We start from the raw sequence: 25,121 nt of genomic DNA on the forward strand, positions 1-25,121 counted from the left end.
GCGACCGATGCGAGTTCTCGTCGTCACCGCCGTCCCGGCGGAACGTGACGCCGTGACCGCCGCCGCGCCGGAGCGGCGGGAGTTCCCGCTGCCCGGTGGCGCCGTGCCGCACCGGGTGGTGCCGGACGGCGGCGCGGTGGTGTGCGACGTGCTGGCCGCCGGTGTCGGCCCGGCCGCCGCGGCGGCCGGGGCGGCGACGGCGCTGACCGCCGCCGCGCTCGCGGGCGCCCCCTACGACCTGGTGGTCTCGGCGGGCATCGCGGGCGGCTTCGCGCCCGCCGCGCCCGTCGGCGCCCTGGTGGTGTCCGACGCGGTGGTCGCCGCCGACCTGGGCGCCCAGTCCGGCGACGGCGGTTTCCTGTCGGTCACCGAGCTGGGCTTCGGCTCGCACGCCCACCGGGCCCCGGAGGAGCTCGTCCGGGCCGTGGCCGGGGCGACCGGCGCGGTGCGCGGCGCGGTGCTGACCGTGTCCACCGCCACCGGCACCGCCGAGCGGGCCGGGGAGCTGGCCGCCCGTCACCCGGGCGCGGTGGCCGAGGGCATGGAGGGCTTCGGCGTCGCCGAGGCCGCGGCGGCCCACGGGGTGCCCGTGCTGGAGCTGCGGGCGGTGTCCAACGAGGTCGGGCCGCGCGACAAGGGTGCCTGGCGCATCGGGGAGGCGCTGCGGGCGCTCACCGAGGGCTTCGCCGGGCTTTTTCCGGTTCTCGCGGCATCTCCGGTCCTTCCGGTATCGGATTCTTCTTCCGGTTCGTCGCCTGCCACATTGGCCGAATCGCTGCCTGCTCAGGGGGGCTGACATGAGCGCGCCGCTCAAGATCGCTTATTCGCCGTGTCCCAACGACACCTTCGTCTTCGACGCCTGGGCCCACGGCCGGATCCCCGGCGCGCCCGCCCTCGACGTCACCTTCGCCGACATCGACATCACCAACGGCATGGCCGAGCGCGGTGAATTCGACGTGCTGAAGGTGTCCTACGCGGTGCTGCCGTGGGTGCTCGACGAGTACGCGCTGCTGCCCTGCGGCGGGGCCCTGGGGCGCGGCTGCGGCCCGCTGGTGCTGACCCGCGAGGCGGACGGCCCGGCGGACGCGGCGGAGCTGGCCGGGAAGACCGTCGCCGTGCCGAGCGAGCGCTCGACGGCCTATCTGCTGTTCCGGCTGTGGGCGGCCGCCGAGGTCCCCGGCGGGGTCGGCGAGGTCGCGGTGCTGCCCTTCCACGAGATCATGCCGGCCGTGCGGGACGGCAAGGTGGACGCCGGACTGGTCATCCACGAGGCCCGCTTCACCTACGGGAACTACGGGCTGCGCAAGCTCGCCGACATGGGCGAGCACTGGGAGGGCACCACGGGCCTGCCCATTCCGCTGGGCGCCATCATCGCCAAGCGCTCGCTGGGCGCGGAGCGGCTGCGGGAGCTGGCCGAGACGGCCCGCACCTCGGTGCGGATGGCCTGGGACGACCCGGCGGCCTCCCGCCCGTACGTCCTGGCGCACGCCCAGGAGATGGACCAGGCGGTGGCGGACCAGCACATCGGGCTGTACGTCAACGAGTTCACCGCGGGCCTGGGCGAGGAGGGCTACGCCGCCGTACGCGGGCTGCTGACCCGCGCCGCGGCCGAGGGGCTCGTACCGCCCCTCGGCCCGGACGCGCTCGCGTTCGTGTAGCCCCGCGACGTCCTCAGACGTCCAGCTGGTCGGCCACGGCGCGGAGCATGCCCGCGATCTTCGCGCCGCTGGCCTTCTCCGGGTAGCGGCCGCGCTCGAGCTGCTGGGTGACGTTCTCCAGGAGCGTGGTGAGGTCCTGGACGATGGAGGCCAGCTCATCGGGCTTGCGGCGCTGCGCTGCGGCGACCGACGGGGGGGCTTCGAGCAGGGTCACCGACAGCGCCTGGTCACCGCGCTGGCCGGCCACCACGCCGAACTCCACGCGCTGGCCGGGCTTGAGGGCGTCGACCCCGTCCGGGAGCACCGAGGAGTGCACGAAGACGTCTCCGCCGTCGTCGCGGGAGAGAAAGCCGAAGCCCTTCTCGCTGTTGAACCACTTGACCTTGCCGGTAGGCACGTCTGTCCTCGTCCTCGTGTCTCGTCGGATACCGAAAAAACGAAATATTCGCTGCAATCAAGAGAAAAACAGCTCTGGATAGCACTACAGCGGGCCGCAAGACCCGCCACCCCCAAGGCTAATGGTCCCGGGCCCGGTGACAAGACGTCCTCGGGTCGTACCTGTGCGCGTCCGATCTGTTCGCCGTCATCCGGCCGCCATACCGCCGCCCTGGGATCTACCCTGGTCAGGTGAGTAGCGAAACGCCCCGAGCCGGGGATCTGCTGGTACGGACCGGCGCCGTCGTCTTTCTCGTCGGCGCGGTGGCCACTTTGGCCACGGTCGCCCCGCTGTTCCTCGGTGCCGATCCCCTGCCGCCCGCAGCGTACTTCGTCTGCATGCTGATGGGCGTGGGATTTGTGATCTCCGGGGCCGGGGTGCTGCGCTCCATCGCCGAGCAGCGCCGCGAGGCGCGCGGGGCGATGGATCCCGCGAGCTAGTCCGCCCGGCGCCGCTCCGCCTGGTGCCGGTCCGTCGAGCCGGCTCGGTGTCCGCGCAGCCAGTCCGGGAAGTCGGTCAGGCCGCCGGGCAGGACGACGTCCGCCCCGGCCGCGCTCAGTTCGGCCACGCCGTACGGCCCGGTGGGCACCGCCACGGCGAGCGCGCCGGCCTTCCGCGCGCCGAGCACGTCCCCGATGTGGTCGCCGACGTAGACGGACGCGCCGTGGGCGCGCAGGGCGAGGGCCTTGTCCTCGGCCCACAGGTCGCCGATGAGTTCCTCGGCGTCGATGCCCAGGTGGTCCAGGTGGAGCCGGGCGTTCCGGGGGTTCTTGGCGGTGACGACGATGGCCCGGCCGCCCAGCTCCCGGATGGCGGCCAGGGATTCGCGGGCGCCCGGCATCGCGGGCGAGGGGGCTATGCCGTGCTGGGGGTAGCCGGCCAGGTAGAGGGCGTTGGCCTCGGCGACCTCCTCCTCCGGGAACCAGTTGCGCAGTTCCTCGACGAGCGGCGGGCCCAGTCTGCTGATGACGAGGTCGAGGTCGATGTGGGTGCCCGTGGCGGCGGCGAGCGCCGCGTAGGCGGCCCTGATGCCGGGTCGCGAGTCGACCAGGGTCAGGTCGAGGTCGAAGCCGACCGTGAAGGCGTACCGGTGGTCCGTGCGCGGGGCCGTGCTCGGATACGGGGTCATGCCCCATATTGTGCCGGGTGGCCCACCCGTACACTTAGCCTTGCCTAACCGCAGCCGTTCGCGGCATTGGGGCCGTCATGGCCGCAATGCCGGTTTGTCGACCTGTCGGCCCTTTTGGGGCCGGCGTTTTGGAAGCGATGTCAGCCGCCGTCCCGATCAGCAGCCCCGGACCGTCGTCGGTCCGCCGCCGCGTCGGCTGGATGGCGGCAGCGGTCGCCGCCCTGGCCGTCGCGGCCCTGCTCAGCCTCGCCGTCGGCAGCCGCCCGGTGGCCCCCTCCCACGTCCTGGACGCGCTGCTGCACGGCGGCACGGACCCCGACTCCGTGACCGTGCGCAGCTTCCGCGTGCCGCGCACCCTGATCGGGGTGATGGTCGGCGCGGCCCTCGCCCTGGCCGGCACCGCGCTCCAGGGCGTCACCCGCAATCCCATCGCCGACCCGGGCGTCCTCGGCATCAGCCAGGGCGCCTCGCTGGGCGTCGTCGTCGCCATGACGGTCGCGGGGCTCCACCGGCTGAGCGACTACGTCTGGTTCGGCTTCACGGGCGCCGCCGTGGCCGCCGTGGGCGTCTACGCCGTCGCCACGCGCGGGCGCGGCGGGGCCTCGCCGGTGAAGCTGGCGCTGGCCGGGGCCGCGATCAACGCGCTGCTGGTCTCCGTCATCTCCGGCGTCCTGACCACCGAGGCGTCCGCGCTGGACGAGTTCCGCTTCTGGCAGGTCGGCTCGATCGCCGGGCGCGACGCGGCCGTCGCCGCGCAGCTCTGGCCGTTCCTGCTCGTGGGCGCGGCGGCCGTGCTGGCGTCCGCCCGGGGCCTGGACGCGCTCGCGCTGGGCGAGGACATGGCGAAGGGCCTGGGCCGCAACGTGGGGCTCGTCCGCGTCACCGCCGGGCTCGGCGCCACCGTGCTCACCGGCGCGGGCGTCGCGGCCGCCGGGCCGATCGCCTTCCTGGGCCTGGCCGTCCCGCACATCGCCCGCGCGCTCGTGGGCACCGGACACCGCTGGGTGCTGCCGATGGCCGCGCTGCTCGGTCCCGTGATCCTGCTGACCGCCGACGTCCTCGGCCGGGTGATCTACACGGAGGGCGAGGTGCCGTCCGGTGTGATGACCGCGCTGCTCGGCCTGCCCTTCCTCGTGACGCTGGTCCGCCGCAAGGCGGTGGCGGCGTGAGCGCGACCCCGGCGATATCCCCCGTCCGTCCCCACGGGTACGCCCTGGTACGGGTCGGCCGCGGCTCGTTCCTCGTCCACCGGCGGGCCACGGTCGTCGCCCTGGCACTGACCGTGCTGCTGGCCGGGGCGTGCCTGGCGTACCTGTGCCTGGGCATGCCGGACACCTCCCCGGGGGAGGTCCTGAAGGTGCTCCTCGGGCAGCCGTCCTCCGCCGAGTTCGCCGTGGGCACCGCCCGGCTCCCCCGGATGACCGTGGGCCTGCTGGCCGGCGCGGCCTTCGGCGTGGCCGGGGCGCTCATCCAGACCGTCGCCCGCAACCCGCTGGCCAGCCCCGACGTCATCGGGGTCAGCCAGGGCGCGGGGGCGCTGACGGTCGGGGCGATGACCTTCGGGACGACCTCGTACTCCGTCCTGCCCTATCTGTCGGTGGCGGGCGGGCTGCTCGCGGCGGGCCTCGTCTACGCCTTCGCGTGGCGGGGCGGGCTGCAGGCCGCGCGCTTCGTGCTCATCGGCATCGGCTTCGCCGTCGCCCTGCGCTCGGTCACCCACCTGTTCCTGACCAAGGGCGACTACCTCGTCGCCCAGCAGGCCAAGGTGTGGCTGACGGGCTCCCTGGGCGCCCGCGGCTGGGACGAGGCGGCACCGCTCGCCTGGACCCTGCTGGCCGCCCTTCCCGCGATCTGCTGGGCGGCCCGGGCGCAGCGCACGGTGTCGCTGGACGACGCCACCGCGACCGCGCTGGGCGTCCGGCTGAACCGGACCCGGCTGGGGCTGGCGGGCCTCGGCGTCGTCCTCGCCTCCGTCGCCACGGGCGCGGCGGGCCCGGTGGACTTCGTGGCGCTGCTCGCCCCGCAGATCGCCCGCCGCATGACCCGCACGGCGCAGATCCCGCTGCTGGGGTCGGCGCTGCTGGGCGCGTTCATCGTGGTGACGGCGGACCTGCTGGGGCGCAAGCTCCTGGAGCCCACCCAGCTGCCGGTGGGCGTCCTCACGGCGGCCGTGGGGGCGCCGTACCTGATCTGGCTGATCGCCCGCGGGCGTACGGGAGGGAAAGCGTGACCGTCACCACCAGTGCCACGAGCCGGCTCGGTGCCCGGGAGCTGACGCTCGCCTACGAGGAGCGCACGGTCGTCGAGGGCCTGGACCTGGACGTCCCGGACGGCCGGGTCACGGTGATCGTCGGCCCGAACGCGTGCGGCAAGTCGACGCTGCTGCGCGCGCTGGGGCGGCTGCTGAAGCCCGCGCGGGGCTCGGTGCTGCTCGACGGCGAGGAGCTCGCCCGCATCCCGACCCGGCGGGTCGCCCGGTCGCTGGGGCTGCTGCCGCAGACCCCCGTGGCGCCCGAGGCCATCACCGTCGCCGACCTCGTCGCCCGCGGCCGACAGCCGCACCAGCGGTGGTGGCAGCAGTGGTCGGAGGACGACGAGCGGGCCGTCGCCGACGCCATGGCCCGCACGGACGTCGCGGCGCTGGCGGACCGTCAGGTGGACGAACTCTCCGGCGGGCAGCGCCAGCGGGTGTGGATCGCGATGGCACTGGCGCAGGAGACGGACCTGCTGCTGCTCGACGAGCCGACGACGTACCTGGACATCTCCCACCAGGTGGAGGTCCTGGACCTCGTCCGGCGCCTCAACCACGAGCGGGGGCGGACGGTCGTCGCCGTGCTGCACGACCTGAACCAGGCGGCGCGGTACGCGGATCATCTTGTCGCGATGAAGGACGGCCGCATCACCGCGCAAGGGCGGCCGTCGGAGGTCGTGACGGCGGAGCTGGTGCGGGAGGTCTTCGGCCTGGAGGCGGTCGTGGTGGAAGACCCCGTGACGGGTGGCCCGATGGTCGTACCCGGGAGGCCGTGGGAGGGGTGACGATGCCCCGGTCCCGCCCCTTCCCGTTTCCTGGGGCTCCGCCCCAGCCCCCGGTCCTCAAACGCCGGACGGGCTGAATTCAGCCCGTCCGGCGTTTGAGGACAACCCTCCCCGGCGGCGCCCCCGGGGCGCGTCAGCCCGGCCGTCGCGCCCGCCACAGTACGAAGGCCGCCGATGCCACCGCCGCCACCTTCACCACCACCGGCCACGTCTCCGCCAGGGCCGACGCCATCGCACCCTGCGGTATCGGGTCGCCCCAGCGACCCTCCGTGCGGCCCCAGAGCCAGACCACCGCGCCGGCCACCGCCAGGCCCGGCACGCCCATCACGGCCCACTTCGACTCCGTCTGCGTGAGGCGGCGCGTCGCGTAGGCCAGGGCCCAGCCCGCCGCCAGGACCAGCCAGTTGCCGAGGACCGCCCCGGCGACGAGCAGCACGGCCACGAGCAGGAGGAGCGGGCTCATGGGGACGCCGTCCTTGGAGCGCCAGAAGCTGAAGCGGCGGTCGTCGCCGGACGACTCGTCCTCGCCCGCCTCCGTCTCGGATTCGGCGGTGACGGCGTCGGCCTCCGGCTGCTTCTCGAGCGACGGCGACGGCGGCGGCTTCAGCATGTCCGGGATCTCGATCCCCCCGGTGAACCCGTGCACGGCGTCCCCCGCGCCCCCGGGGTCCGCCGGCGCGAAGGGCCCCGGCTCCACCCGCCACCAGTCCGCCCGCCCGAGCTCCTCCTCCGTCGCCAGGTGCGGCGGCGCCGCGGGCCCGCCGAGCCGGGGCGGACGGGCCGCGACGGGCACGGACGGCACCGCCTCCTCCGCCCCCGGCCGCCGCTGCGCAGGCACCCGCCCCGCGTCGGCCACGCCGCCCGCCGGGGCCGAGGCCGCCGTGCCCGAGGCAGCCACCGCCTCCGACGGCGTACCCAGCCCGTCGAGGATGCGCCGCACGGCGGCGGGGGTGTCGGCGCCCTCGGCCGCGCGCCGGCGCTCGATCTCGGCACGCAGCCGCGACACCAGCCGCATCCGGTCGCCGGAGGTGAGCGACTGTCTCTGGGCGAGGTCCCCGACCTTGCTCAGATAGTCGTAAACCAGCTGATCGCTCTCGATCCCCACCGAAGCCCCCAAGGCCGCACGAGCCGTCGAACCCCACCGAAGGTACCGGTTCCGCACCCGCCGTCACCCGGTCACGGACGAAGCCCCGGGGCCGAGCCGGTGAACCCGGGGCCGCGGCACGGCGACCCGGTACCGTAAACAGAATGACCACTTCGCGGGAGAACGGCAGCACCGGCGGCGGTACGGCGGCGGGGCCGCGCACACTCGCCGAGGAGCTGCGGGGGCGGCCCGACGACGCCCTCGCCGATCTCCTGCGCGCCCGGCCCGACCTGCTCAGTCCCGTGCCCGGCGACCTCACCCAGCTCGCCACCCGCGCCGCCACCCGGGCCTCCGTCGTCCGGGCGCTGGACCGGCTGGACCGGTTCGCGCTCCAGGTCGCCGAGGCGCTGGCCGTGGCCCCCGACCCCTGCCCGTACGGGACGCTCGCCGCACTCATGAACGGCGACCGACCGGATGACCCGAGGGTCGCCGTCGAGCTCCCGCGCGCCGTCGCCACGCTGCGCGAGACGGCCCTGGTGTGGGGCGGCGAGGACCGGCTGCGGCTCGTCCGCACCGCCCGGGAGCTCCTCGCGCCCTCCGCCGGGCACCCGTCCCCCACCGGGCTGGGCCCGGCCGTCGCCGAGGTGACGGCCGGGATGTCACCGGGCCGGCTCCAGGAGATCATCGCGGCGGCCGGGCTGCCCGCCACCCACGATCCGGTGACCGCCGTGGCAGCGCTGACCTCCCTCTTCGAGGACCGCGAGCGCATGGCCGCGCTGCTCGCCGACGCGCCCGCCGAGTCCCTGGCCGTGCTCGGCAAGCTCCAGTGGGGCCCGCCCTACGGCACGGTCACCGCCACGCCCGCCCCCCACCTGCGCTGGCTCCTCGACCGGGGCCTGCTGCTGACCGTCACGCCCGGCAACGTCGTCCTGCCCCGCGAGGCGGCCCTCCACCTGCGCGCCGGGCGCGCGCACCGCACGACCGAGCCGGTCGCGCCCGACCTCGCGCCCGTCACCGAGCACTCCCCCCAGGTCGTCGACGCGACCGCCGCCGGAGCGGCGTTCACCGCCCTCACGACCGTCGAGGAGCTCCTCGCCGACTGGGAGACCGCCGGCCCGCTCGTGCTGCGCGCGGGCGGCCTGAGCGTCCGGGACCTCAAGCGCGCCGCGACCCGCCTGGACACCACCGAGACGGCCGCCGCGTTCTGGGCCGAGCTGGCGTACGCGGCGGGCCTGCTCGCCTCCGACGGCGACGTCGACGAGCGCTACGCCCCCACCCCCGCCTACGACGACTGGCTGCCTCTGCCCGCCGAGCAGCGCTGGCGGCGCCTGGCCACGGCGTGGCTGGCCATGACCCGCACGCCCGGCCTCACGGGCGAGAAGGACGCCAAGGGCCGCACCCTCGCCGCCCTCGGCCCGGACCTCGACCGCTCCCCCGCCCCCGAGGTCCGCCACCGGGTGCTGACCCTCCTCGCCGGGCTGCCCGCCGGGGCGTCCGTGGCCGAGGAGACGCTGCTGGCCCGGCTCCGCTGGGAGCGGCCGCCGCGCCCGGCGGCCCCGGACGCGCCCGAGGACACCCGCTCGCGGCTGGCCCGCTGGGCGCTGGCCGAGGCGGAGCTGCTGGGCGTGACGAACCGGGGCGCGCTCTCCGCCTTCGGCCGGGCCCTGCTCGACGCCCCCGACCGGGCCGCCGGCCTGCTCGCCCCGCTGCTGCCCGAACCGCTGGACCACGTCCTGCTCCAGGCGGACCTGACCGCCGTCGCCCCCGGCCCGCTGCGGCGCCCGCTCGCGCAGGCCCTGGCGGTGCTCGCGGACATCGAGTCCAAGGGCGGCGCGACCGTCTACCGCTTCACGCCCGACTCGGTGCGCCGTGCCCTGGACGCGGGCCGCACGGCGGCCGACCTCCACGCCTTCCTCACCGCCCACTCGCGCACGCCCGTGCCCCAGCCGCTCGCCTATCTGGTGGACGACGTGGCCCGGCGCCACGGCCGGCTGCGGGTCGGCGCGGCGTCGTCGTACCTGCGCTGCGACGACGAGGCGGTCCTCGGCGAGATCCTCGCCGACCGCCGTTCGGCGCCGCTGCGGCTGCGCCGGCTCGCCGGTACCGTCCTGGCGGCGCAGGTCGCGCCCGACGCGCTGCTGGAGGGGCTGCGGGCGATGGGGTACGCGCCGGCGGCCGAGTCCGCCGAGGGCGACGTGGTGGTCAGCCGCGCCGACGTCCACCGCACGCCGCCGCGCACCGCCCCGGCGCCCGTCCCCGACGGCCCGCCCGTGCCCGACGCGACGCTGCTGGGCGCCGCCGTCCGCGCCGTCCGGGCGGGCGACCTGGCCGCCACGGCCGAGCGCAAGCCCGTCGCCGCCCCGGCCCCCGCCGACGGCGGGCTGCCCCGCACCACGTCCGCCGACACCCTCGCCACCGTCCAGGCCGCCGTCCTCACCGGCGCCGCCGTCTGGATCGGCTACGTCAACGCGGAGGGCGCGGCCAGCCAGCGCGTCATCGCCCCGATCCGCGTGGAGGGCGGCTTCGTCACGGCGTACGACCACACGGCGGACGAGGTCCGGACGTATCCGCTGCACCGCATCACGGGAGTGGCGGAACTGGCGGACGACGTGGTGTGACGTCCGCGGGACCGGGGCCTCTCACACCGAACAGATACGTCGCCACGAACCCCACCCCGTACCCCACCGCCAGACCCGCCCCGTAGACCACCACCGCCCGCAGCGCCCCGTGGTTCCCCGCCAGCAGCGGGAAGAGCGCCCACCCCGACGGCCCGATGGCCGTCGCCCCCACCGAGTACCCCAGCTGGTGGCAGAGCCCCACGAACGCGCCCCCGAACGCGCCCCCCACGCACGCCGTGGCGAACGGCCGGCCCAGTGGCAGCGAAACCCCGTAGATCAGCGGCTCCCCGATGCCGAGAAGCGCTGCCGGAAGGGCGGAACGGATCACCCTGCGCACCGACACGTCACGCGCGAGCCGGACGTAGACCGCCAGCGCCGCCCCCACCTGCCCCGCGCCCGCCATCGCGAGCAGCGGCAGCAGGACGGTGGAGCCCCGCTCGGCGATGAGCGTGGTGTGGATGGGGATCAGCGCCTGGTGGAGGCCCAGCATCACCAGCGGCAGGAACAGCCCGCCCAGCGCGAAGCCCGCCACCGCGCCCCCGTTGGCCAGCAGCCACTCCGCGCAGCGGCCGATCGCCGCCGACACCTCGCCCGCCACGAACATCAGCCCGTACAGCGTCACCAGCCCCGGCAGCAGCACCGTCAGGAAGGGCGTCACCAGCACGTCCAGGGCCTCCGGCACCACCCGCCGGCACGTCTTCTCCACGACCGTCCCCAGCAGCGCCGCGCCCAGCGCCCCCAGCACCCCGCCCTGTCCGGGCGCCAGTTGCCGGCCGAACACGGTGACGTGCGCGACGCCCGGATGGACGATGACGGCCGCGACAGCCCCGCCCAGCACGGGCGTGCCGCCGAACTCCTTCGCCGTCCGGTACCCGACGAACACCGCGATCAGCGACATGAAGCCGGAGGCGATCGCGGACAGCGCCGGGACGAGCGCGGGCAGCCAGCGCAGATTGGCCAGCAGCCCGGCGGCTCCCGCGATGACGCCGCAGCCGACGAGGGCGGGGATCAGCGGGACGAAGATCTGGGCGAGGCGGCGGAGGAAGAGCTTGCCGGGCGTGGCGTTACGGGCCCGCCGCCGTTCCCGCAGCGTGGCGCCGCGCTCGGCGAGGACGTCGGCGGTGGATCCACGGCCCGTGACCAGCCGTTCCAGTTCCGGCGCCACCCGGGCGACCGTCCCCGGCCCCAGCACGAGCTGCCACGACTCCCCGTCCTCCACCACGCCCAGCACGCCCGGCAGCGCCCGCAGTTCCGCGCCCCGGACGAGTGCGCGGTCCGCGACCGTCACGCGCAGCCGGGTCATGCAGTGGCCGACGGTACGGACGTTGCCGGCGCCGCCGAGGAGGGGGAGGAGGGCGGCGGCGGTGTCCTGATGGTTCATCAGGGCATGACGGTACGGCCCGTGACGGGTGATCAGCCGTGCGCCGCGCCCGCCGCGCGCAGGGCGGCCCGCAGATGGCCGTGCGACTCCGCCAGCAGCCGGGCGGCCGTGGGCCCGTCGACCTCGCCGAGGAGGATGAGGATGGCGTTCTTCACCTCGCCGCCGGCGTCGGTCAGCGCCGCCTCGATCTCCTCGTCCGCCGCGCCCGTCGCCAGCGAGACGATCCGCCGGGAACGGGCGCGCAGCTTGTCGTTGGAGGCGCGGACGTCGACCATGAGGTTCCCGTAGGTCTTGCCGAGCCGCATCATCGTGATCGTCGAGATCATGTTGAGGACGAGCTTCTGCGCCGTGCCCGCCTTCAGCCGGGTGGAGCCGGTGAGGAGTTCGGGCCCCACGACGACCTCGATCGCGTGCTCGGCGGCCGCGCCCAGCGCCGAACCGGCGTTGCAGGCCAGCCCCACCGTGAGCGCCCCGGCCGCGCGGGCGTGCCGGACGGCCCCCACGGCGTAGGGGGTACGGCCCGAGGCGGACACGCCGACGACCGTGTCGTCCGGCCCGAGCTCCAGCGCGTCCAGGTCGGCGGCGGCCCGCGCTGCGTCGTCCTCGGCCCCTTCGACGGCCGCCACCAGGGCCTCGGGACCGCCCGCCATCAGGCCGACGACCTGCCCGGGGCCGGTGTTGAACGTCGGCGGGCACTCGCTCGCGTCCAGCACGCCCAGCCGCCCGGCCGTGCCCGCGCCCGCGTAGATCAGCCGGCCGCCGCGCGCCATGCGCTCGGCGGTCGCGTCGATGGCCGCGGCGATCTCGGGGAGCCGGGCCGCGACGGCGGCGGCGACACCGGCGTCCTCCGCGTTCATGATCCCGGCGATGTCCCGGGTGGGCAGCCGGTCGATGTCGGCGAGGTCGGGGCGGAACGCCTCCGTGGTGAGGGCGGCCAGCTGCGCCCCGAGCGCGACCGGGTCGGCGGAGGAGTCCATGGGCGGTTCCTTGTCGGTCTGTCGGTCTCAGCGCCGGTCGCGCGGGGCGTGCCGGTGGGCCAGCGCCTCGTAGGAGGCGGACAGGGCGGGCGCCGCGCGCTCGTACGTCCGCTGCGCGACCCCGATGAACAGGCAGTCCACCACGAGCAGCTGGCTCGTGCGGCTCGACATGGCCGCCGGGCGCAGCTCGCTCTCCCGGGCGGAGGACGTGGTGAGGATGTGATCGGCGTACTGGGCGATCTCCCCGTCGGGCCGCCCGGTGATCGCGACCGTGGTCGCCCCGCGCTCGAAGGCGACGCGCAGCGGTTCGATGACGTCGGTGGTGCGCCCGGAGTGGGTGATGGCGATGGCCACGTCCCCGGAGCGCAGCTGGACGGCGTTGGTGACGGCCAGGTGGGGGTCGGCGGGCGCGTGCGCGATCAGGCCGATGCGCAGCAGCTTCTGGACGAGGTCCTGGCCGACGAGGTTGGAGGCGCCGATCCCGTAGACGTCGACGCGCCGGGCGGCGGTGAGGGCGGCGACGGCCGCCTCCAGCGCGGCCGCGTCGAGCCCGGCGGCGGTGTCCGCCAGGCACTGGGCCTCCTCCTGGGCGAGCTTGGCGACGACGCGGGCCAGCGGGTCGTCGACGGCGATGTCGGCGGTGACGGCGGGCGCCCGGCCCGCCGCCTGCTCGGCCGCGAGCGCGGCGAGCGCGAGCCGCAGATCGCGGTAGCCGGGGTAGCCGAGGACGCGGGCGGTGCGCACGACGGTGGCCTCGCTGGTGCCCGTGCGCTCCGCGAGCCCGGTGACGGTGAGCGCCGCGGACCCGGCCGGGTCGCCCGCCACGGTCTCGGCGACGCGCTGCATGGAGCGGGTCATGGACGGGGCGAGGGTGCGCACCTTGGCGGCCAGGGCGGCGGGCGGGGTAGGGAGCGCCGGACGGGAAGTGATGGCAGTTTCCTTCACCTTGATGCTCACATCGTGAAAGGTATTTTCGGCCCGGTGTGCCGTCAACCCTCCGGGCGCCCGACAATGGATCGCATGGAGCTCGAACAGGCACTGCACACGGCACGCGCGCTCGTCCTCGCCGATCTGGTGGCGGGCGACGCGGCCGACGCCGACGTCGTCTCGCTGGTCGAGGACGCGGTCGCGCACCGGCGGTGGTGGGTCGAGCAGTGGCCCGAGGGCACGGCGTTCCTGCCCGGCCTGGTGGCCCAGGACGTCCAGGACGCCCTGCTGGAACGGCACGGCCGCTGGCCCCTGTGCCCGGTCTGCACGGACACGGGCGACCCCCACGCCCTGGAGGTCGAGCCGGAGCTCGGCCCCGACCCGCACTGGGCCTGTGCCAAGCAGGCCGTGCTGATCGCGCCCGTGGGCTCCCTGGGGACGGCCCTCGGTCACGGGAACGAGCACGGCCACGGGCACGAACACGGGCACGGGCACTGACCTGATGGCGTTCCGGTGACCCTCTACATCGACCCGCCGAACTGGCCGGGCCACGGCCGCATGTGGTCCCACCTGGTCAGCGACGTCTCCTTCGACGAACTCCACACCTTCGCCGCCGGCCTGGGCCTGCCCTGCCAGGCGTTCGACGGCGATCACTACGACGTGCTGTCGACGACGTACGGGGACGCCGTGCGGCTGGGCGCGGTGGAGGTGAGCAGCCGTGAGGTGGTGCGGCTGCTGAGGGGGGCGGGGCTGCGGAGGCGGAAGCGGAGCGGCGTCAGCCGGTGAGCAGCTCCAGCTCGGCGGTGAGGTTGCGCCGCGCCAGCAGCTCCCAGCGGTCGTGGCCGAGCGGGGTGCGGAACAGCCTGGGCAGCGCCAGCAGCTGGCGGAGGACGGCGGCGCGGCCCTCGCGGAAGACGTCGTCGGGCACGAAGCCGTACTCCTCGCGGACGGCCGCCGCGTAGTGGGCGTACTCGTGCGGCGTACCGCCGAGGACGGCGAGGTCGGCGTCGCAGAGGGTCTCGCCGTCGCGGTCGCCGGGGGCGGGGTCGTGGCTGGTGGTGAGCCGGACGAGGCGGGCGACCTCGGTGGTACGGGTGTGGTCCAGGCCGAGCTCGGGCAGGGCGCGCTCGGCGAGGTGGGCGGAGCGCTCCTCGTTCTCGGAGCGGTCGGGGCGGTAGACGGCGTCGTGGAACCAGGCGGCGAGCCGGACGGTCTCGATGTCCTCGGCGTGGGGGGCGAGCGTGTCGAGGTGGCCGAGGACGGCGGCCAGGTGGTCGACCGTGTGGTAGCGGCGCTGCGGCTCCCCCCAGCGCGCCAGGAGGTCGTCGGCGTACGGGCCGGGGTCCGGCCCGTCGGCGGTGCGGACCCGTTCGACGGTCTCCCGCCAGCGGGCGTGCAGGGCCTCGTGGGGACTCGTGGCTGCCATGACTCGATTATGTGCCCCGTAGGAGGGGTGATTGAGGGGACGGCCGCATGCACGGCCCGCGCGTGTGGCAGGCTTGAGTACATGTCTAGACCAATTCTTGAGGTAATCGCGCTCGGCCCCGAGGACGCGGCGGCCGCACAGGCCGGAGGTGCGGACCGGCTCGAACTGGTCAGCGACATGGCCGCCGACGGCCTCACCCCCACCCGGGAGACCTTCGCCGCCGTACGGGACGCCGTCGACATCCCCGTACGGGTGATGCTGCGCGCCACGGACGGCTTCGCGGCGGGCGGCGCGGCGGCGCTGGAGGCCCTGTGCGACACGGCGCGGGCGCTGCGGGCGGAGGGGGCGGAGGAGTTCGTCCTCGGCTTCCTGACCGACGACGGCCGGGCCGACCTCCCGGCGGTGGCGGCCCTCGCCGACGCGGTCGGGCCCCGGGCCCGCTGGACCTTCCACCGCGCGATCGACCGCGCGGCGGACCGCGACGCGCTGCGCAAGCAGCTCGCCGACCAGCCCGGTCTCGACACCTACCTCACCGCCGGCGCCGCCTCCGGCGTCGACGACGGCCTCGCCACGCTACTCGCCGAGGCGGCGCGCTCCGACGAGCCCGGCTACGAGCCGCAGATCATGGTCGGCGGCGGGCTGAAGCTCAAGCACGTGCCGGTGCTGCGGTCGGCGGGCCTCACCGCCTTCCACATCGGCGGCGCGGCACGCCCCTCCGGCTGGGACTCCCCGGTCTCGGCGGACGCGGTCCGCGCATGGCGCGTGGCGCTGGACGACTAGCGCCGCACGCCGCAGGGCGCTCCGGCGGGGGAGGATGCCCCGGTCCCGCCCTTTCACCGTTTCCTGGGGGCAAGCCCCCAGCCCCCCTCCGGCGGCGGGGGTCCGGGGCGGAGCCCCGGGAAACGGGAAGGGGCGGGACTGGGGCCCTCTACCCGCCGCAACGGCGCTCAGCCGAGACGTACCGGCCCGGCGGTGCCGAACAACCACACCCGGCAAGCTCACCCCAGCGCCCCCGGCAGGGGCTCCGCGTGGACCACCGTCAGCCCCGAAACCGCCCGCGTCAGCGCCACGTACAACCGTCGCAGCCCCGTCCGCTCGTCCGGCTCCCCCGCCACCACCGCCGCGGGCTCGTCCAGCACGACGTAGTCGTACTCCAGGCCCTTGGCCAGCGACGCCGGCACGAGCGTCAGCCGTGCCGCCTCCGTCGTCTCCTCGCCCGGGGCGAGATACGGCAACCCCGCACCGGCCAGCGCCTCCCCCAGCACCTCCACCCGCGCGTCCGCCGCGATCAGGCCGACGGATCCCTCCCGCGCCAGCGCCTCGCGGCAAGCGGCGAGCACCGCGTCGTCCAGCCCGTCGAGCGCCACCGCCCGTACCGCGAAGTCGCCCGGCGACTCCCGCATGGACGTCGCCGCCGCCAGCCCCGGCGCGATCGCCGGCAGCAGCCGCGACGCGTACGCGATGACCTCGCGCGGCACGCGGAAGCCCTGCGTCAGCTCCTCCACCGCCGCCTCCGGCTTGCCCAGGTGGGTCAGGGCCTCCGCCCAGCTCGACGTCGCCCACGGCGTCGTGCCCTGCGCGAGGTCGCCGAGGATCGTCGCCGAACCGGTCGTGCAGCGGCGGCCCACCGCGCGGTACTGCATGGGCGAGAGGTCCTGGGCCTCGTCCAGGACCACATGGCCCAGCGACGGGGTGCGCGCCACGAGGTCCGTCGCCTCGTCGATGAGCACCGCGTCCGCCGCCGACCACTTCGCCGACCGGACGCTCCGGGCCGGCCGGGCCCACAGCACGGTCCGCTGCTCGTCCTCCGTCAGCACCCCCGCCGCGTGCTCCGCCAGGAACTCCGCGTCGGACAGCAGCCGCAGCACCAGCTTCGCCGGGTCGACGGCCGGCCACACGGCCTTGACGGCCGCCTTCACGGCCGCGTTGCGCGCGACAGCGTCCTGCACCCGGTCGTCGGGGGCCTCGCCGGCCTCCTCCATGCGGACGAGCACGGCGTGCGCGATGCGCTGCGGCAGCGCGTCGCGCGCGGCGCCGTAGCGGATGTCGCGGTCGAGCAACTCCCGGACGATCTCCTCGATCTCGTACGCCGGGACCCGCCAGCGCCGCGACCCGCGCACGACGACCACCGGCTCCACCGGCATCGTCACCCCCGAGCGCACCGCGCGCCGCAGCACCTCGGCCATCCGGGCGTCGCCCTTGACACGGGCGGCCTCCGCCGTGTCCGTACCCCGCACCTCCACATGCCCGACGAGGTCGTCGACGGTCGCCTGCGCGACGTTCAACTCGCCCAGCGCGGGCAGAACTTGCTCGATGTAGCGGAGGAAGGATCGGTTCGGGCCGATGACGAGCGTGCCGGTGCGGGCGAGGCGCTCGCGGTGGGCGTAGAGCAGGTACGCGACCCGGTGCAGCCCGACGGCCGTCTTCCCTGTGCCGGGGGCGCCCTGGACGCACACCGTGCCGCCGATGCCGGCGCGGACGATCTCGTCCTGCTCGGGCTGGATGGTCGCGACGATGTCCCGCATGGGGCCGACGCGCGGCCGTTCGATCTCGGTCTGGAGCAGCCGGCTCGCCTGCTCGCCGCCCGCCGCGTCCGTGAGGTCCTCGTCCTCGTAGGCGGTCAACTCGCCGCCGGTGTAACCGAAGCGGCGGCGCGTCCCGACGTCCATCGGGTCCTTCTTCGAGGCCCGGTAGAACGGCTGGGAGACCGGCGCCCGCCAGTCGATCACCATCGGGTCGCCGTCGGCGTCGTGGACGTGCCGCCGCCCGATGTAGAACCGCTCGCCCTCCGCGCCCTCCGCCTTCTCCGCCCCCGGTGCGTGGAGGTAATCCAGCCGGCCGAAGAAGAGCGGGGTGTGCGCGAGATCGGCGAGGGCGGCGATGCGCTCGTCGATCTGCCGCTGGAGGACGGCGGCGTTGACCCAGTTGGCCGTGACGTCCTTGATGTCGAGCGCCTCGACATCGGCCCGCATCGCCCGCAACGCGGCGCGGGACGAGGCGAGATGGGCACGCTCGCGCTCCAGGGGATCGTTCGCGTTCACGGCTTGCGCGGGCATGGATTGCGCGGGCATGGATTGCGCGGGCACGGCGGAGCCTCCAGACGTACGGCGGACGAGCGGAAGCCGCCGGTTTCCGTCCGGACGGCGGCGCTCCCGGAAGACGTCGTCGCGAAGGGGCGACCGACGCGGGAGGCGGCGGGAAGGGTGGATTGTAGTCACTCGTCCCCAGGGCGCGCGAATGATTTACCCGCGCGCCCCGGGGACGCGTCAGGGGCGCCGTCCACCTCCGGTAGGGCACCCCATGGGTCTTGGGTCGTACGGCCCCACCCGCGCGTTTACACCGGCAGGCCGACGCCCGCAGGCGTTCCGGAAGCCACCATGGAAGGCATGACCACCACTTCCGTCACCCCGGCCACCGCCCCCTCGTTCTCCTTCGCCGACGCCCTGCGCGCCATCAAGGCATTCGCGGGCGCGGCCGTCAGCGTCGTCGTCCTCGGCGAGTACGCCGACAAGCGCCGGGCCTGAAGGCCCCCCGCGTCAGGCGTCCTCCCCCGCCAGCAGCGAGTCCGCGTCCACGATCCGGTACGCGTACCCCTGCTCCGCGAGGAACCGCTGGCGGTGCGCCGCGAAGTCCTGGTCGACGGTGTCCCGGGCGACCACCGAGTAGAAGCGCGCCTCGTGCCCGTCGGCCTTCGGGCGCAGCACCCGGCCCAGCCGCTGGGCCTCCTCCTGCCGGGAGCCGAAGGTGCCCGACACCTGGATGGCGACCGTCGCCTCCGGCAGGTCGATCGAGAAGTTGGCGACCTTGGAGACGACCAGCACCGAGATCTCGCCCGCCCGGAAGGCGTCGAAGAGCTTCTCGCGCTGGGCGTTGGTCGTCTCGCCCTTGATCACGGGCGCGTCCAGGTGCTCGCCCAGCTCGTCGAGCTGGTCGATGTACTGGCCGATGACCAGCGTCTGCTCCCCCCGGTGCTTGTGCACCAGGGCCTCGGTGACCTTCCGCTTGGTGGCGGTCGTCGCGCAGTACCGGTACTTCTCCTCCGTCTCGGCCGTCGCGTAGGCCAGCCGCTCGGAGTCGGTGAGGTTGACGCGCACCTCGACACAGTCGGCGGGGGCGATGTAGCCCTGTGCCTCGATCTCCTTCCAGGGCGCGTCGAAGCGCTTGGGCCCGATGAGGGAGAAGACGTCGGACTCGCGGCCGTCCTCGCGCACCAGCGTCGCGGTCAGCCCGAGCCGTCGCCGGGCCTGGAGGTCGGCGGTGAACTTGAAGACGGGCGCGGGCAGCAGGTGCACCTCGTCGTAGACGACGAGGCCCCAGTCCCGGGAGTCGAAGAGCTCCAGGTGCGGGTAGACGCCCTTCCGCCTGGTCGTCAGCACCTGGTAGGTGGCGATGGTGACCGGGCGGATCTCCTTGCGCGTACCGCTGTACTCGCCGATCTCGTCCTCGGTCAGCGAGGTGCGCTTCACCAGCTCGTGCTTCCACTGGCGCGCGGAGACGGTGTTGGTGACGAGGATCAGCGTCGTCGCCTTCGCCATGGCCATCGCGCCCGCGCCGACGAGCGTCTTGCCGGCGCCGCAGGGCAGCACGACCACGCCCGAGCCGCCGTGCCAGAACCCCTCCACGGCCTGCCGCTGGTACGGGCGCAGGGCCCAGCCGTCCTCGGCGAGCTCGATGGGGTGGGCCTCGCCGTCCACATATCCGGCGAGGTCCTCGGCGGGCCAGCCCAGCTTGAGCAGCGTCTGCTTGATCTGGCCGCGCTCGGAGGGGTGGACGGCGACGGTGTCCGGGTCGATCCGGGCGCCCACCAGCGGCTTGATCTTCTTCGAGCGGAGGATCTCCTCCAGCACGGGCCGGTCGGTGCTCTCCAGCACCAGGCCGTGCACCGGGTGCTTGACCAGCTTCAGCCGCCCGTAGCGGGCCATGGTCTCGGCGATGTCGACGAGCAGGGCGTGCGGCACGGGGTAGCGGGAGTACGAGACGAGCGCGTCGACGACCTGCTCGGCGTCGTGCCCGGCGGCCCGCGCGTTCCACAGCCCCAGCGGCGTCACCCGGTAGGTGTGGATGTGCTCGGGCGCGCGCTCCAGCTCCGCGAAGGCGGCGATGGCACGCCGGCACTCGTCGGCACGCTCGTGGTCCACCTCCAGCAGCAGGGTCTTGTCGCTCTGGACGATCAGGGGTCCGCTCACGCCTCGGCCTTCCACTTCGCTTCGCGCACGGGGAGAAGCTTCCAGTGTCGCCCATCCGGCGCGGTGCGTGTGGCCCGCTCAGCGCCGCACGGGCGTCAGGGGGTGGCCTCGGTCCCGTGTGCGCGGACGAACGAGTGCAGGTCGCCCACGGTTTCCACGCGGGCCCCGGCCTCCAGCGCTCCGGCCTCCCGGAGGAGGGGTACGGCCTCGGCGGCCACGGCCCGTGCCTCCTCGGACCGGCCGGCCCCCCGCAGGGCCGCGGCCAGCCCGGCCAGGGCCAGCCCCTCGCGGTGGCGGTCGGCGGTTTCCCGGTAGCAGGCGACGGCCTCGGCGCAGGCGTCGACCGACGCCGCCGCCCGCCCAGCGCTTCCCAGGGCGGCGCCCAGGTTGATCAGGGCCATGCCCTCGCTGTGGCGGTCGGCCAGGTCCCGGTAGGCCGTGGCCGCCTGTTCGAGCGGGGCGACGGCCTCCTCGCAGCGTCCCCAGGTGACCAGGGCGAGCCCGAGGTTGTTCAGCGCCGTGGCCTCGTCGTGCGGGGCCTGGGAGGCGCGGAACGCCTCCACGGCCCGGGTCTGGGCGTCGCACGACTCCTCGGGCCGGCCCTGGCGGGCGAGGACGACACCGAGGTTGGTCAGCGTCTGGGCCTCGCCGTAGCGGTCGTCCAGCGCGCCGAAGAGGGCCCCGGCCTCGGTGAGGGCCGCGGCCGCCTCGTCGAGCCGGTCCTCCTCCCGCAGGACCGTGCCGAGGTGGTTGAGGGCCTGCGCCCGGCCGCGCCGGTCGCCGGTCTCCGCGCAGATGGCGACGTCCTCGCGGTACACCTCGGCGGCCTCGGCGAACCGGCGCAGGCTCTGGAGGACCAGGCCGAGGTTGGTGAGGGCGACGCCTTCGCTGTGGCGGTCCCCGGTCTCCCGGTGGATGGCGATCGCCTCCTCCAGGAGGGGGATCGCCTCGTCGAAGCGGCGCGTCTCCCACAGCACCAGGCCGAGGTTGGTCAGGGCGCCGCCCTCGCCGCCCCGGTCGCCGATCTTCCGGTAGACGGCCCTCGCCGCCTCCAGCATGTCGGCCGCCTGGTCGAACCGTCTCAGGTGACGCATAGGGACGCTCAGGTTCTGCGTCACCTCCGCCTGGGCCAGCGGCCAGTCGAGGTCCAGGGCCACCCGCATGGCCGTGGCGCCGACGAGAAGCCAGTCGTCGAAGTGCCGCCGCAGGGAGAAGTAGCCGCTGAGCGTCTCGAAGAGGATCAGCGACAGCTTGCGCGCGCCGAGGCCGGGTGCCGCCACCGAGGCCGCGACGAGGTTGGCGCGTTCGTCGTCGAGCCAGGCCACGGCCTCTTCCCGGGTGGCGAAGCCGGGTTCGGTGCCGGCCAGGAACGGGCCCGCCGCGTGGGCCAGGTGGCCGGCGGCGGCGCCGGAGGTCCTCGCGTAGTACTGGAAGAGCCGTTCGAGGGCCTCGGTCGGCGCGTCCTCGCCGCTCCGCGCCTCGCCCTGTTCGGCCGCGTACAGCCGCATCAGGTCGTGCAGCCGCCAGCGCCCGTACACGGCGCCCGGCTCGATCAGATGGCCCCGGGCCAGGGTGTGGAGCAGTTCCTCCACGGCGTACGGGTCGGCGCCGGCGAGGTGGACGGCGGCCTCGGTCGACAGGTCGGGGCCGGGGTTGAGCGGCAGCAGCCGGAAGAGCCGGGCCTGCTTGGGGCGCAGGTGCGCGTAGGAGAGGCCGAACACCGCGCGGACGGTGACGTCCTCGCGGGCGAGGCGCTCCAGTCGGCGGCGGCTGTCGGCGAGGGCGTCGGCCATGGAGGCCAGGGGACGGCCGGGCAGGTCGGCGAGGAGGGCGGCGACGATCCGCAGGGCCAGGGGGAGGTTGCCGCAGAGCCCGGCGAGTTCGGCGGCCGCGGCGGGGTCGTCGGCGACGCGGGTGTCGCCGGGGCCCCGGGCCTCGCGCAGGGCCTGCCGCAGCAGGTCCACGGCGGACGCGTCGTCCAGTTCGGACAGGTCGAGCAGGCGGGCGCCGAGTCCGGCGAGGGTGTGCCGGGAGGTGACGAGGACGGGGACGCGGGGGTCGGCGGGGAGCAGGGGACGGGCCTGTTCGGCCGTTCCGGCGTTGTCCACGACGACGAGGACGCGGCGCCCCTGGTCGGCGTAGGCGGACAGCACGGAACCGTAGAGCCGGGCGCGGTCCTGGAGGTCGGCGGGGACGTGTTCGTCGGGTATGCCGAGGGCGCGCAGCAGGGAGCCCAGGGCGCGTTCGGGGGTGAGGCGGCGTTCGTCGTCGTAGCCGAAGAGGTCGACGAACAGGACGCCGCCGGGGAACCAGCCGTCCTGGTCCAGCGCGTGCCGGGCGGCCTGGAGGACCAGCTCGGTCTTGCCGACGCCGGGCAGGCCGGCCACGGCCCACACCCTGGGGGCGTCCCCGGCGGGCGGGCCGGGGCGCAGCGCGTCGGCGAGGAGGGCGAGGTCGGCGTCGCGGCCGGTGAAGGTGCCGGCGGCCGGGGGCAGTCCGGTCAGGGCGGGGGTGATCTCTCTGGGCAGTTCGAGGGTGATGTGCCGGCCCTGGGCGACGACGTTGAAGTAGACGCCGCCGGTGATCTCGTTGTGCATGCCCAGCCCCCCGGCCTCCGCTCCTGTGGCTTCACACCGTACGGGCGCGCGGGGGCTCCCGTACGGGAAACGCCACCGGGGCGGCACCCCCGTGAGGGTGCCGCCCCGGTGGACCGCAGGACGGTCGATCAACCTGTCAGGTCGATCAGAAGTCCATGTCACCGCCCGGCATGCCGCCCGGAGCGGCCGCGGCGGCCTTCTCCGGCTTGTCGGCGATGACGGCCTCGGTGGTCAGGAACAGCGCGGCGATGGACGCGGCGTTCTGCAGGGCGGAGCGGGTGACCTTCGCCGGGTCGATGATGCCCTCGGCGATCATGTCGACGTACTCGCCCGTGGCGGCGTTGAGGCCGTGGCCCGGGGTCAGGTTGCGCACCTTCTCCACGATGACGCCACCCTCGAGGCCGGCGTTCACGGAGATCTGCTTCAGCGGGGCCTCCAGGGCCAGCTTCACAGCGGCGGCACCGGTGGCCTCGTCGCCCTCGAGCTCGAGCTTCTCGAAGACCGAGGAAGCCTGGAGCAGGGCCACGCCACCACCGGCGACGATGCCCTCCTCGACGGCGGCCTTGGCGTTGCGGACGGCGTCCTCGATGCGGTGCTTGCGCTCCTTGAGCTCCACCTCGGTGGCGGCACCGGCCTTGATGACGGCCACGCCGCCGGCCAGCTTCGCCAGGCGCTCCTGGAGCTTCTCGCGGTCGTAGTCCGAGTCGCTGTTCTCGATCTCGGCGCGGATCTGGTTGACGCGGCCCTGGACCTGCTCGCTGTCACCGGCACCGTCGACGATCGTCGTCTCGTCCTTGGTGATGACGACCTTGCGGGCGCGGCCGAGCAGGTCGAGACCGGCGTTCTCCAGCTTGAGGCCGACCTCCTCGGAGATGACCGTGCCACCGGTGAGGATGGCGATGTCGCCCAGCATGGCCTTGCGGCGGTCGCCGAAGCCCGGGGCCTTGACGGCGACGGACTTGAAGGTGCCGCGGATCTTGTTGACGACCAGGGTCGACAGGGCCTCGCCCTCGACGTCCTCGGCGATGATCAGCAGCGGCTTGCCGGACTGCATGACCTTCTCGAGGAGCGGCAGCAGGTCCTTGACCGAGCTGACCTTCGAGTTGACGATCAGGATGTACGGGTCCTCCAGCGAGGCCTCCATACGCTCCATGTCGGTGGCGAAGTACGCCGAGATGTAGCCCTTGTCGAAGCGCATACCCTCGGTGAGCTCCAGCTCCAGACCGAAGGTCTGGGACTCCTCGACGGTGATGACGCCTTCCTTGCCGACCTTGTCCATGGCCTCGGCGATCAGCTCGCCGATCTGGGTGTCGGCGGCGGAGATGGAGGCGGTGGAGGCGATCTGCTCCTTGGTCTCCACGTCCTTGGCCTGCTCGAGCAGGGCGGCGGAGACGGCCTCGACGGCCTTCTCGATACCGCGCTTCAGGGCCATCGGGTTGGCACCGGCGGCCACGTTGCGCAGGCCCTCGCGGACGAGCGCCTGGGCGAGGACGGTCGCGGTCGTCGTGCCGTCACCGGCGACGTCGTCCGTCTTCTTCGCGACCTCCTTGACCAGCTCGGCGCCGATCTTCTCGTACGGGTCCTCGAGCTCGATCTCCTTGGCGATGGACACACCATCGTTGGTGATCGTGGGGGCGCCCCACTTCTTCTCGAGGACGACGTTCCGGCCCTTGGGGCCGAGGGTGACCTTGACGGCGTCGGCGAGCTGGTTCATCCCGCGCTCGAGACCGCGCCGTGCCTCCTCGTCGAACGCGATGATCTTGGCCATGTGAAGTGGTCCTCCCAGGACGGGGTGGAGACTGCTCCGGACCGCGCTGGTGCCCGCGACGGACGGCCTGCGCGCCCCGCGGTTCCTTGCCCCGCTTGGCTCGCCGACCTCACCGACGGTCCAAATCTGTCACTCTCACTCGGAGAGTGCTAAGCCCAATGATTAGCACTCGACCCCTGCGAGTGCAAGCGCCTCACACCAACCTGCCCCGTGCCGGATGACCCCACACCTGGACGCGCCCGGAGGCGACCCGGGCGGGACGCGGACGTGACGCGGACGCGCGAGGGGCCCGCGCCGTAAAGACGCGGGCCCCTCGGCGAGCTGAGTGAGCCGGTGGTCGATGCGCGCCGGTCAGGCGGTCACCTTGACCATGTCCGCCTGCGGCCCCTTCTGGCCCTGCGAGATTTCGAACTCGACCCGCTGCCCCTCCTCGAGGGTGCGGTAGCCGTCCATCTGGATCGCGCTGTAGTGGACGAAAACATCCGCACCACCGTCGACCGCGATGAAGCCGTACCCCTTCTCCGCGTTGAACCACTTGACGGTGCCCTGAGCCATGCCTAACTCCCCTATTACTGGCCCTTGCACAGGACCGCACCTCGCGGACCCGGGTCAGACCTCACCCCCAGACAGGTTGGGGGTGTGCGCCGGAACGCGTCGACCGCCGCTGAATGTATCTGCACGGATGCCGTCTGCAACAGGTCAGTCGGACGAGAATTCCGGGCGCGGCCGATCGGTTATTACCACCTATTTCGCCAGCTTCTCGGGCAAGTCGGACCGGGCATAACGCAACCAACCCGGCAATTCGTGCACACGTTGTGGGCACAACTTGACGGGTTCTCATATGCGTTCGGCAGTGACACCGGAGGGGGAACGCCCCAACTGTATCGCGGTTCAACAG

23 protein-coding genes are annotated in these 25,121 nt (G+C 74.3%); 11 read left to right on the plus strand and 12 right to left on the minus strand.

All coding sequences use genetic code 11. From position 1 onward, the window contains the following. Window positions 1–7: 7 nt before the first annotated feature. On the plus strand, window positions 8–796 hold the full coding sequence (locus IE096_RS18985; RefSeq protein ID WP_189453261.1) for a futalosine hydrolase: 789 nt from the start codon (window positions 8–10) through the stop codon (window positions 794–796). A gap of 1 nt (window position 797) precedes the next feature. Next, window positions 798–1,658, plus strand: coding sequence for a 1,4-dihydroxy-6-naphtoate synthase (locus IE096_RS18990; protein WP_189453263.1), 861 nt, complete (start codon window positions 798–800; stop codon window positions 1,656–1,658). A gap of 13 nt (window positions 1,659–1,671) precedes the next feature. On the opposite strand, the gene IE096_RS31995 is transcribed toward IE096_RS18990, so the two are convergent. Next, window positions 1,672–2,055: a cold-shock protein gene (locus IE096_RS31995; RefSeq protein WP_189453265.1), complete on the minus strand. Its 384-nt coding sequence runs from the start codon at window positions 2,053–2,055 to the stop codon at window positions 1,672–1,674. Window positions 2,056–2,285: 230 nt separating this feature from the next. Here IE096_RS31995 and IE096_RS19000 point away from each other — a divergent pair, with 230 nt between their 5' ends. Then, window positions 2,286–2,534, plus strand: a complete 249-nt coding sequence (locus IE096_RS19000) for a hypothetical protein (protein WP_126915515.1) — start codon at window positions 2,286–2,288, stop codon at window positions 2,532–2,534. On the opposite strand, the gene IE096_RS19005 is transcribed toward IE096_RS19000, so the two are convergent. Further along, window positions 2,531–3,223, minus strand: coding sequence for an HAD family hydrolase (locus IE096_RS19005; protein ID WP_189453266.1), 693 nt, complete (start codon window positions 3,221–3,223; stop codon window positions 2,531–2,533). The genes IE096_RS19000 and IE096_RS19005 overlap by 4 nt on opposite strands. A gap of 137 nt (window positions 3,224–3,360) precedes the next feature. Between IE096_RS19005 and IE096_RS19010 the strand changes: the two genes are divergently transcribed. From IE096_RS19010 to IE096_RS19020, 3 genes are read left to right on the plus strand one after another with little or no spacing between them, the layout of a single operon-like run. Beyond that, entirely contained in the window at window positions 3,361–4,392 is a 1,032-nt protein-coding gene (locus tag IE096_RS19010; protein WP_189453268.1) for a FecCD family ABC transporter permease, read from the plus strand. Then, complete coding sequence (locus IE096_RS19015; RefSeq protein WP_189453270.1) at window positions 4,389–5,453, plus strand: FecCD family ABC transporter permease; 1,065 nt, start codon at window positions 4,389–4,391, stop codon at window positions 5,451–5,453. Before IE096_RS19010 ends, IE096_RS19015 begins: the two co-directional genes overlap by 4 nt. Further along, on the plus strand, window positions 5,450–6,259 hold the full coding sequence (locus IE096_RS19020; RefSeq protein WP_189453272.1) for an ABC transporter ATP-binding protein: 810 nt from the start codon (window positions 5,450–5,452) through the stop codon (window positions 6,257–6,259). Before IE096_RS19015 ends, IE096_RS19020 begins: the two co-directional genes overlap by 4 nt. A gap of 133 nt (window positions 6,260–6,392) precedes the next feature. Here the strand turns inward: IE096_RS19020 and IE096_RS19025 are convergent, their stop codons facing one another. After that, window positions 6,393–7,364, minus strand: coding sequence for a hypothetical protein (locus tag IE096_RS19025; RefSeq protein WP_189453274.1), 972 nt, complete (start codon window positions 7,362–7,364; stop codon window positions 6,393–6,395). Between the two features lie 143 nt (window positions 7,365–7,507). Between IE096_RS19025 and IE096_RS19030 the strand changes: the two genes are divergently transcribed. Continuing rightward, window positions 7,508–9,961, plus strand: a complete 2,454-nt coding sequence (locus IE096_RS19030) for a helicase C-terminal domain-containing protein (RefSeq protein ID WP_189453276.1) — start codon at window positions 7,508–7,510, stop codon at window positions 9,959–9,961. Here the strand turns inward: IE096_RS19030 and IE096_RS19035 are convergent. The 3 genes from IE096_RS19035 to IE096_RS19045 are packed head-to-tail and all read right to left on the minus strand — an operon-like array spanning window position 9,924 to window position 13,276. Then, window positions 9,924–11,342 (minus strand): PTS transporter subunit EIIC, encoded by a 1,419-nt coding sequence (locus tag IE096_RS19035; protein ID WP_189453278.1) that lies wholly within the window; start codon window positions 11,340–11,342, stop codon window positions 9,924–9,926. The two genes, IE096_RS19030 and IE096_RS19035, sit on opposite strands and share 38 nt — an antisense overlap. A 32-nt stretch (window positions 11,343–11,374) precedes the next feature. After that, complete coding sequence (gene murQ / locus IE096_RS19040; RefSeq protein WP_189453280.1) at window positions 11,375–12,319, minus strand: N-acetylmuramic acid 6-phosphate etherase; 945 nt, start codon at window positions 12,317–12,319, stop codon at window positions 11,375–11,377. 27 nt (window positions 12,320–12,346) lie between these two features. Further along, the gene (locus tag IE096_RS19045) at window positions 12,347–13,276 is read right to left on the minus strand and encodes a MurR/RpiR family transcriptional regulator (RefSeq protein WP_189453282.1); all 930 of its coding nucleotides are present in this window, start codon (window positions 13,274–13,276) and stop codon (window positions 12,347–12,349) included. Window positions 13,277–13,339: 63 nt separating this feature from the next. Here IE096_RS19045 and IE096_RS19050 point away from each other — a divergent pair, with 63 nt between their 5' ends. Then, window positions 13,340–13,744, plus strand: a complete 405-nt coding sequence (locus IE096_RS19050) for a DUF8819 family protein (RefSeq protein WP_189453285.1) — start codon at window positions 13,340–13,342, stop codon at window positions 13,742–13,744. 15 nt (window positions 13,745–13,759) lie between these two features. Beyond that, window positions 13,760–14,032 (plus strand): DUF4031 domain-containing protein, encoded by a 273-nt coding sequence (locus IE096_RS19055; protein WP_189453287.1) that lies wholly within the window; start codon window positions 13,760–13,762, stop codon window positions 14,030–14,032. Here the strand turns inward: IE096_RS19055 and IE096_RS19060 are convergent. Next, window positions 14,022–14,672, minus strand: coding sequence for an HD domain-containing protein (locus IE096_RS19060; protein WP_189453289.1), 651 nt, complete (start codon window positions 14,670–14,672; stop codon window positions 14,022–14,024). The genes IE096_RS19055 and IE096_RS19060 overlap by 11 nt on opposite strands. Before the next feature lie 81 nt (window positions 14,673–14,753). Between IE096_RS19060 and IE096_RS19065 the strand changes: the two genes are divergently transcribed. Beyond that, window positions 14,754–15,452 carry a copper homeostasis protein CutC gene (locus tag IE096_RS19065; protein ID WP_189453292.1) on the plus strand — a complete coding sequence of 233 codons (699 nt, stop codon included), beginning with the start codon at window positions 14,754–14,756 and terminating at the stop codon, window positions 15,450–15,452. Between the two features lie 218 nt (window positions 15,453–15,670). On the opposite strand, the gene IE096_RS19070 is transcribed toward IE096_RS19065, so the two are convergent. After that, the gene (locus tag IE096_RS19070; RefSeq protein WP_373298163.1) at window positions 15,671–17,713 is read right to left on the minus strand and encodes a HelD family protein; all 2,043 of its coding nucleotides are present in this window, start codon (window positions 17,711–17,713) and stop codon (window positions 15,671–15,673) included. A gap of 345 nt (window positions 17,714–18,058) precedes the next feature. Here IE096_RS19070 and IE096_RS19075 point away from each other — a divergent pair, with 345 nt between their 5' ends. Next, entirely contained in the window at window positions 18,059–18,196 is a 138-nt protein-coding gene (locus tag IE096_RS19075) for a hypothetical protein (protein WP_189453294.1), read from the plus strand. Between the two features lie 12 nt (window positions 18,197–18,208). Here IE096_RS19075 and IE096_RS19080 read toward each other — a convergent pair whose 3' ends face one another. The 4 genes from IE096_RS19080 to IE096_RS19095 all read right to left on the minus strand — a co-directional run bounded on the left by IE096_RS19080 (window position 18,209) and on the right by IE096_RS19095 (window position 24,778). Beyond that, complete coding sequence (locus IE096_RS19080; RefSeq protein ID WP_189453296.1) at window positions 18,209–19,858, minus strand: DNA repair helicase XPB; 1,650 nt, start codon at window positions 19,856–19,858, stop codon at window positions 18,209–18,211. Between the two features lie 95 nt (window positions 19,859–19,953). After that, window positions 19,954–22,455: an ATP-binding protein gene (locus IE096_RS19085; protein WP_189453297.1), complete on the minus strand. Its 2,502-nt coding sequence runs from the start codon at window positions 22,453–22,455 to the stop codon at window positions 19,954–19,956. 145 nt (window positions 22,456–22,600) lie between these two features. Beyond that, window positions 22,601–24,223 (minus strand): chaperonin GroEL, encoded by a 1,623-nt coding sequence (gene groL / locus IE096_RS19090; protein ID WP_189453299.1) that lies wholly within the window; start codon window positions 24,221–24,223, stop codon window positions 22,601–22,603. Window positions 24,224–24,574: 351 nt separating this feature from the next. Further along, on the minus strand, window positions 24,575–24,778 hold the full coding sequence (locus IE096_RS19095) for a cold-shock protein (RefSeq protein ID WP_004954158.1): 204 nt from the start codon (window positions 24,776–24,778) through the stop codon (window positions 24,575–24,577). Window positions 24,779–25,121 lie beyond the last annotated feature (343 nt).

This window comes from Streptomyces abikoensis (assembly GCF_014648775.1).
Classification (GTDB): Bacteria; Actinomycetota; Actinomycetes; order Streptomycetales; family Streptomycetaceae; genus Streptomyces; species Streptomyces abikoensis.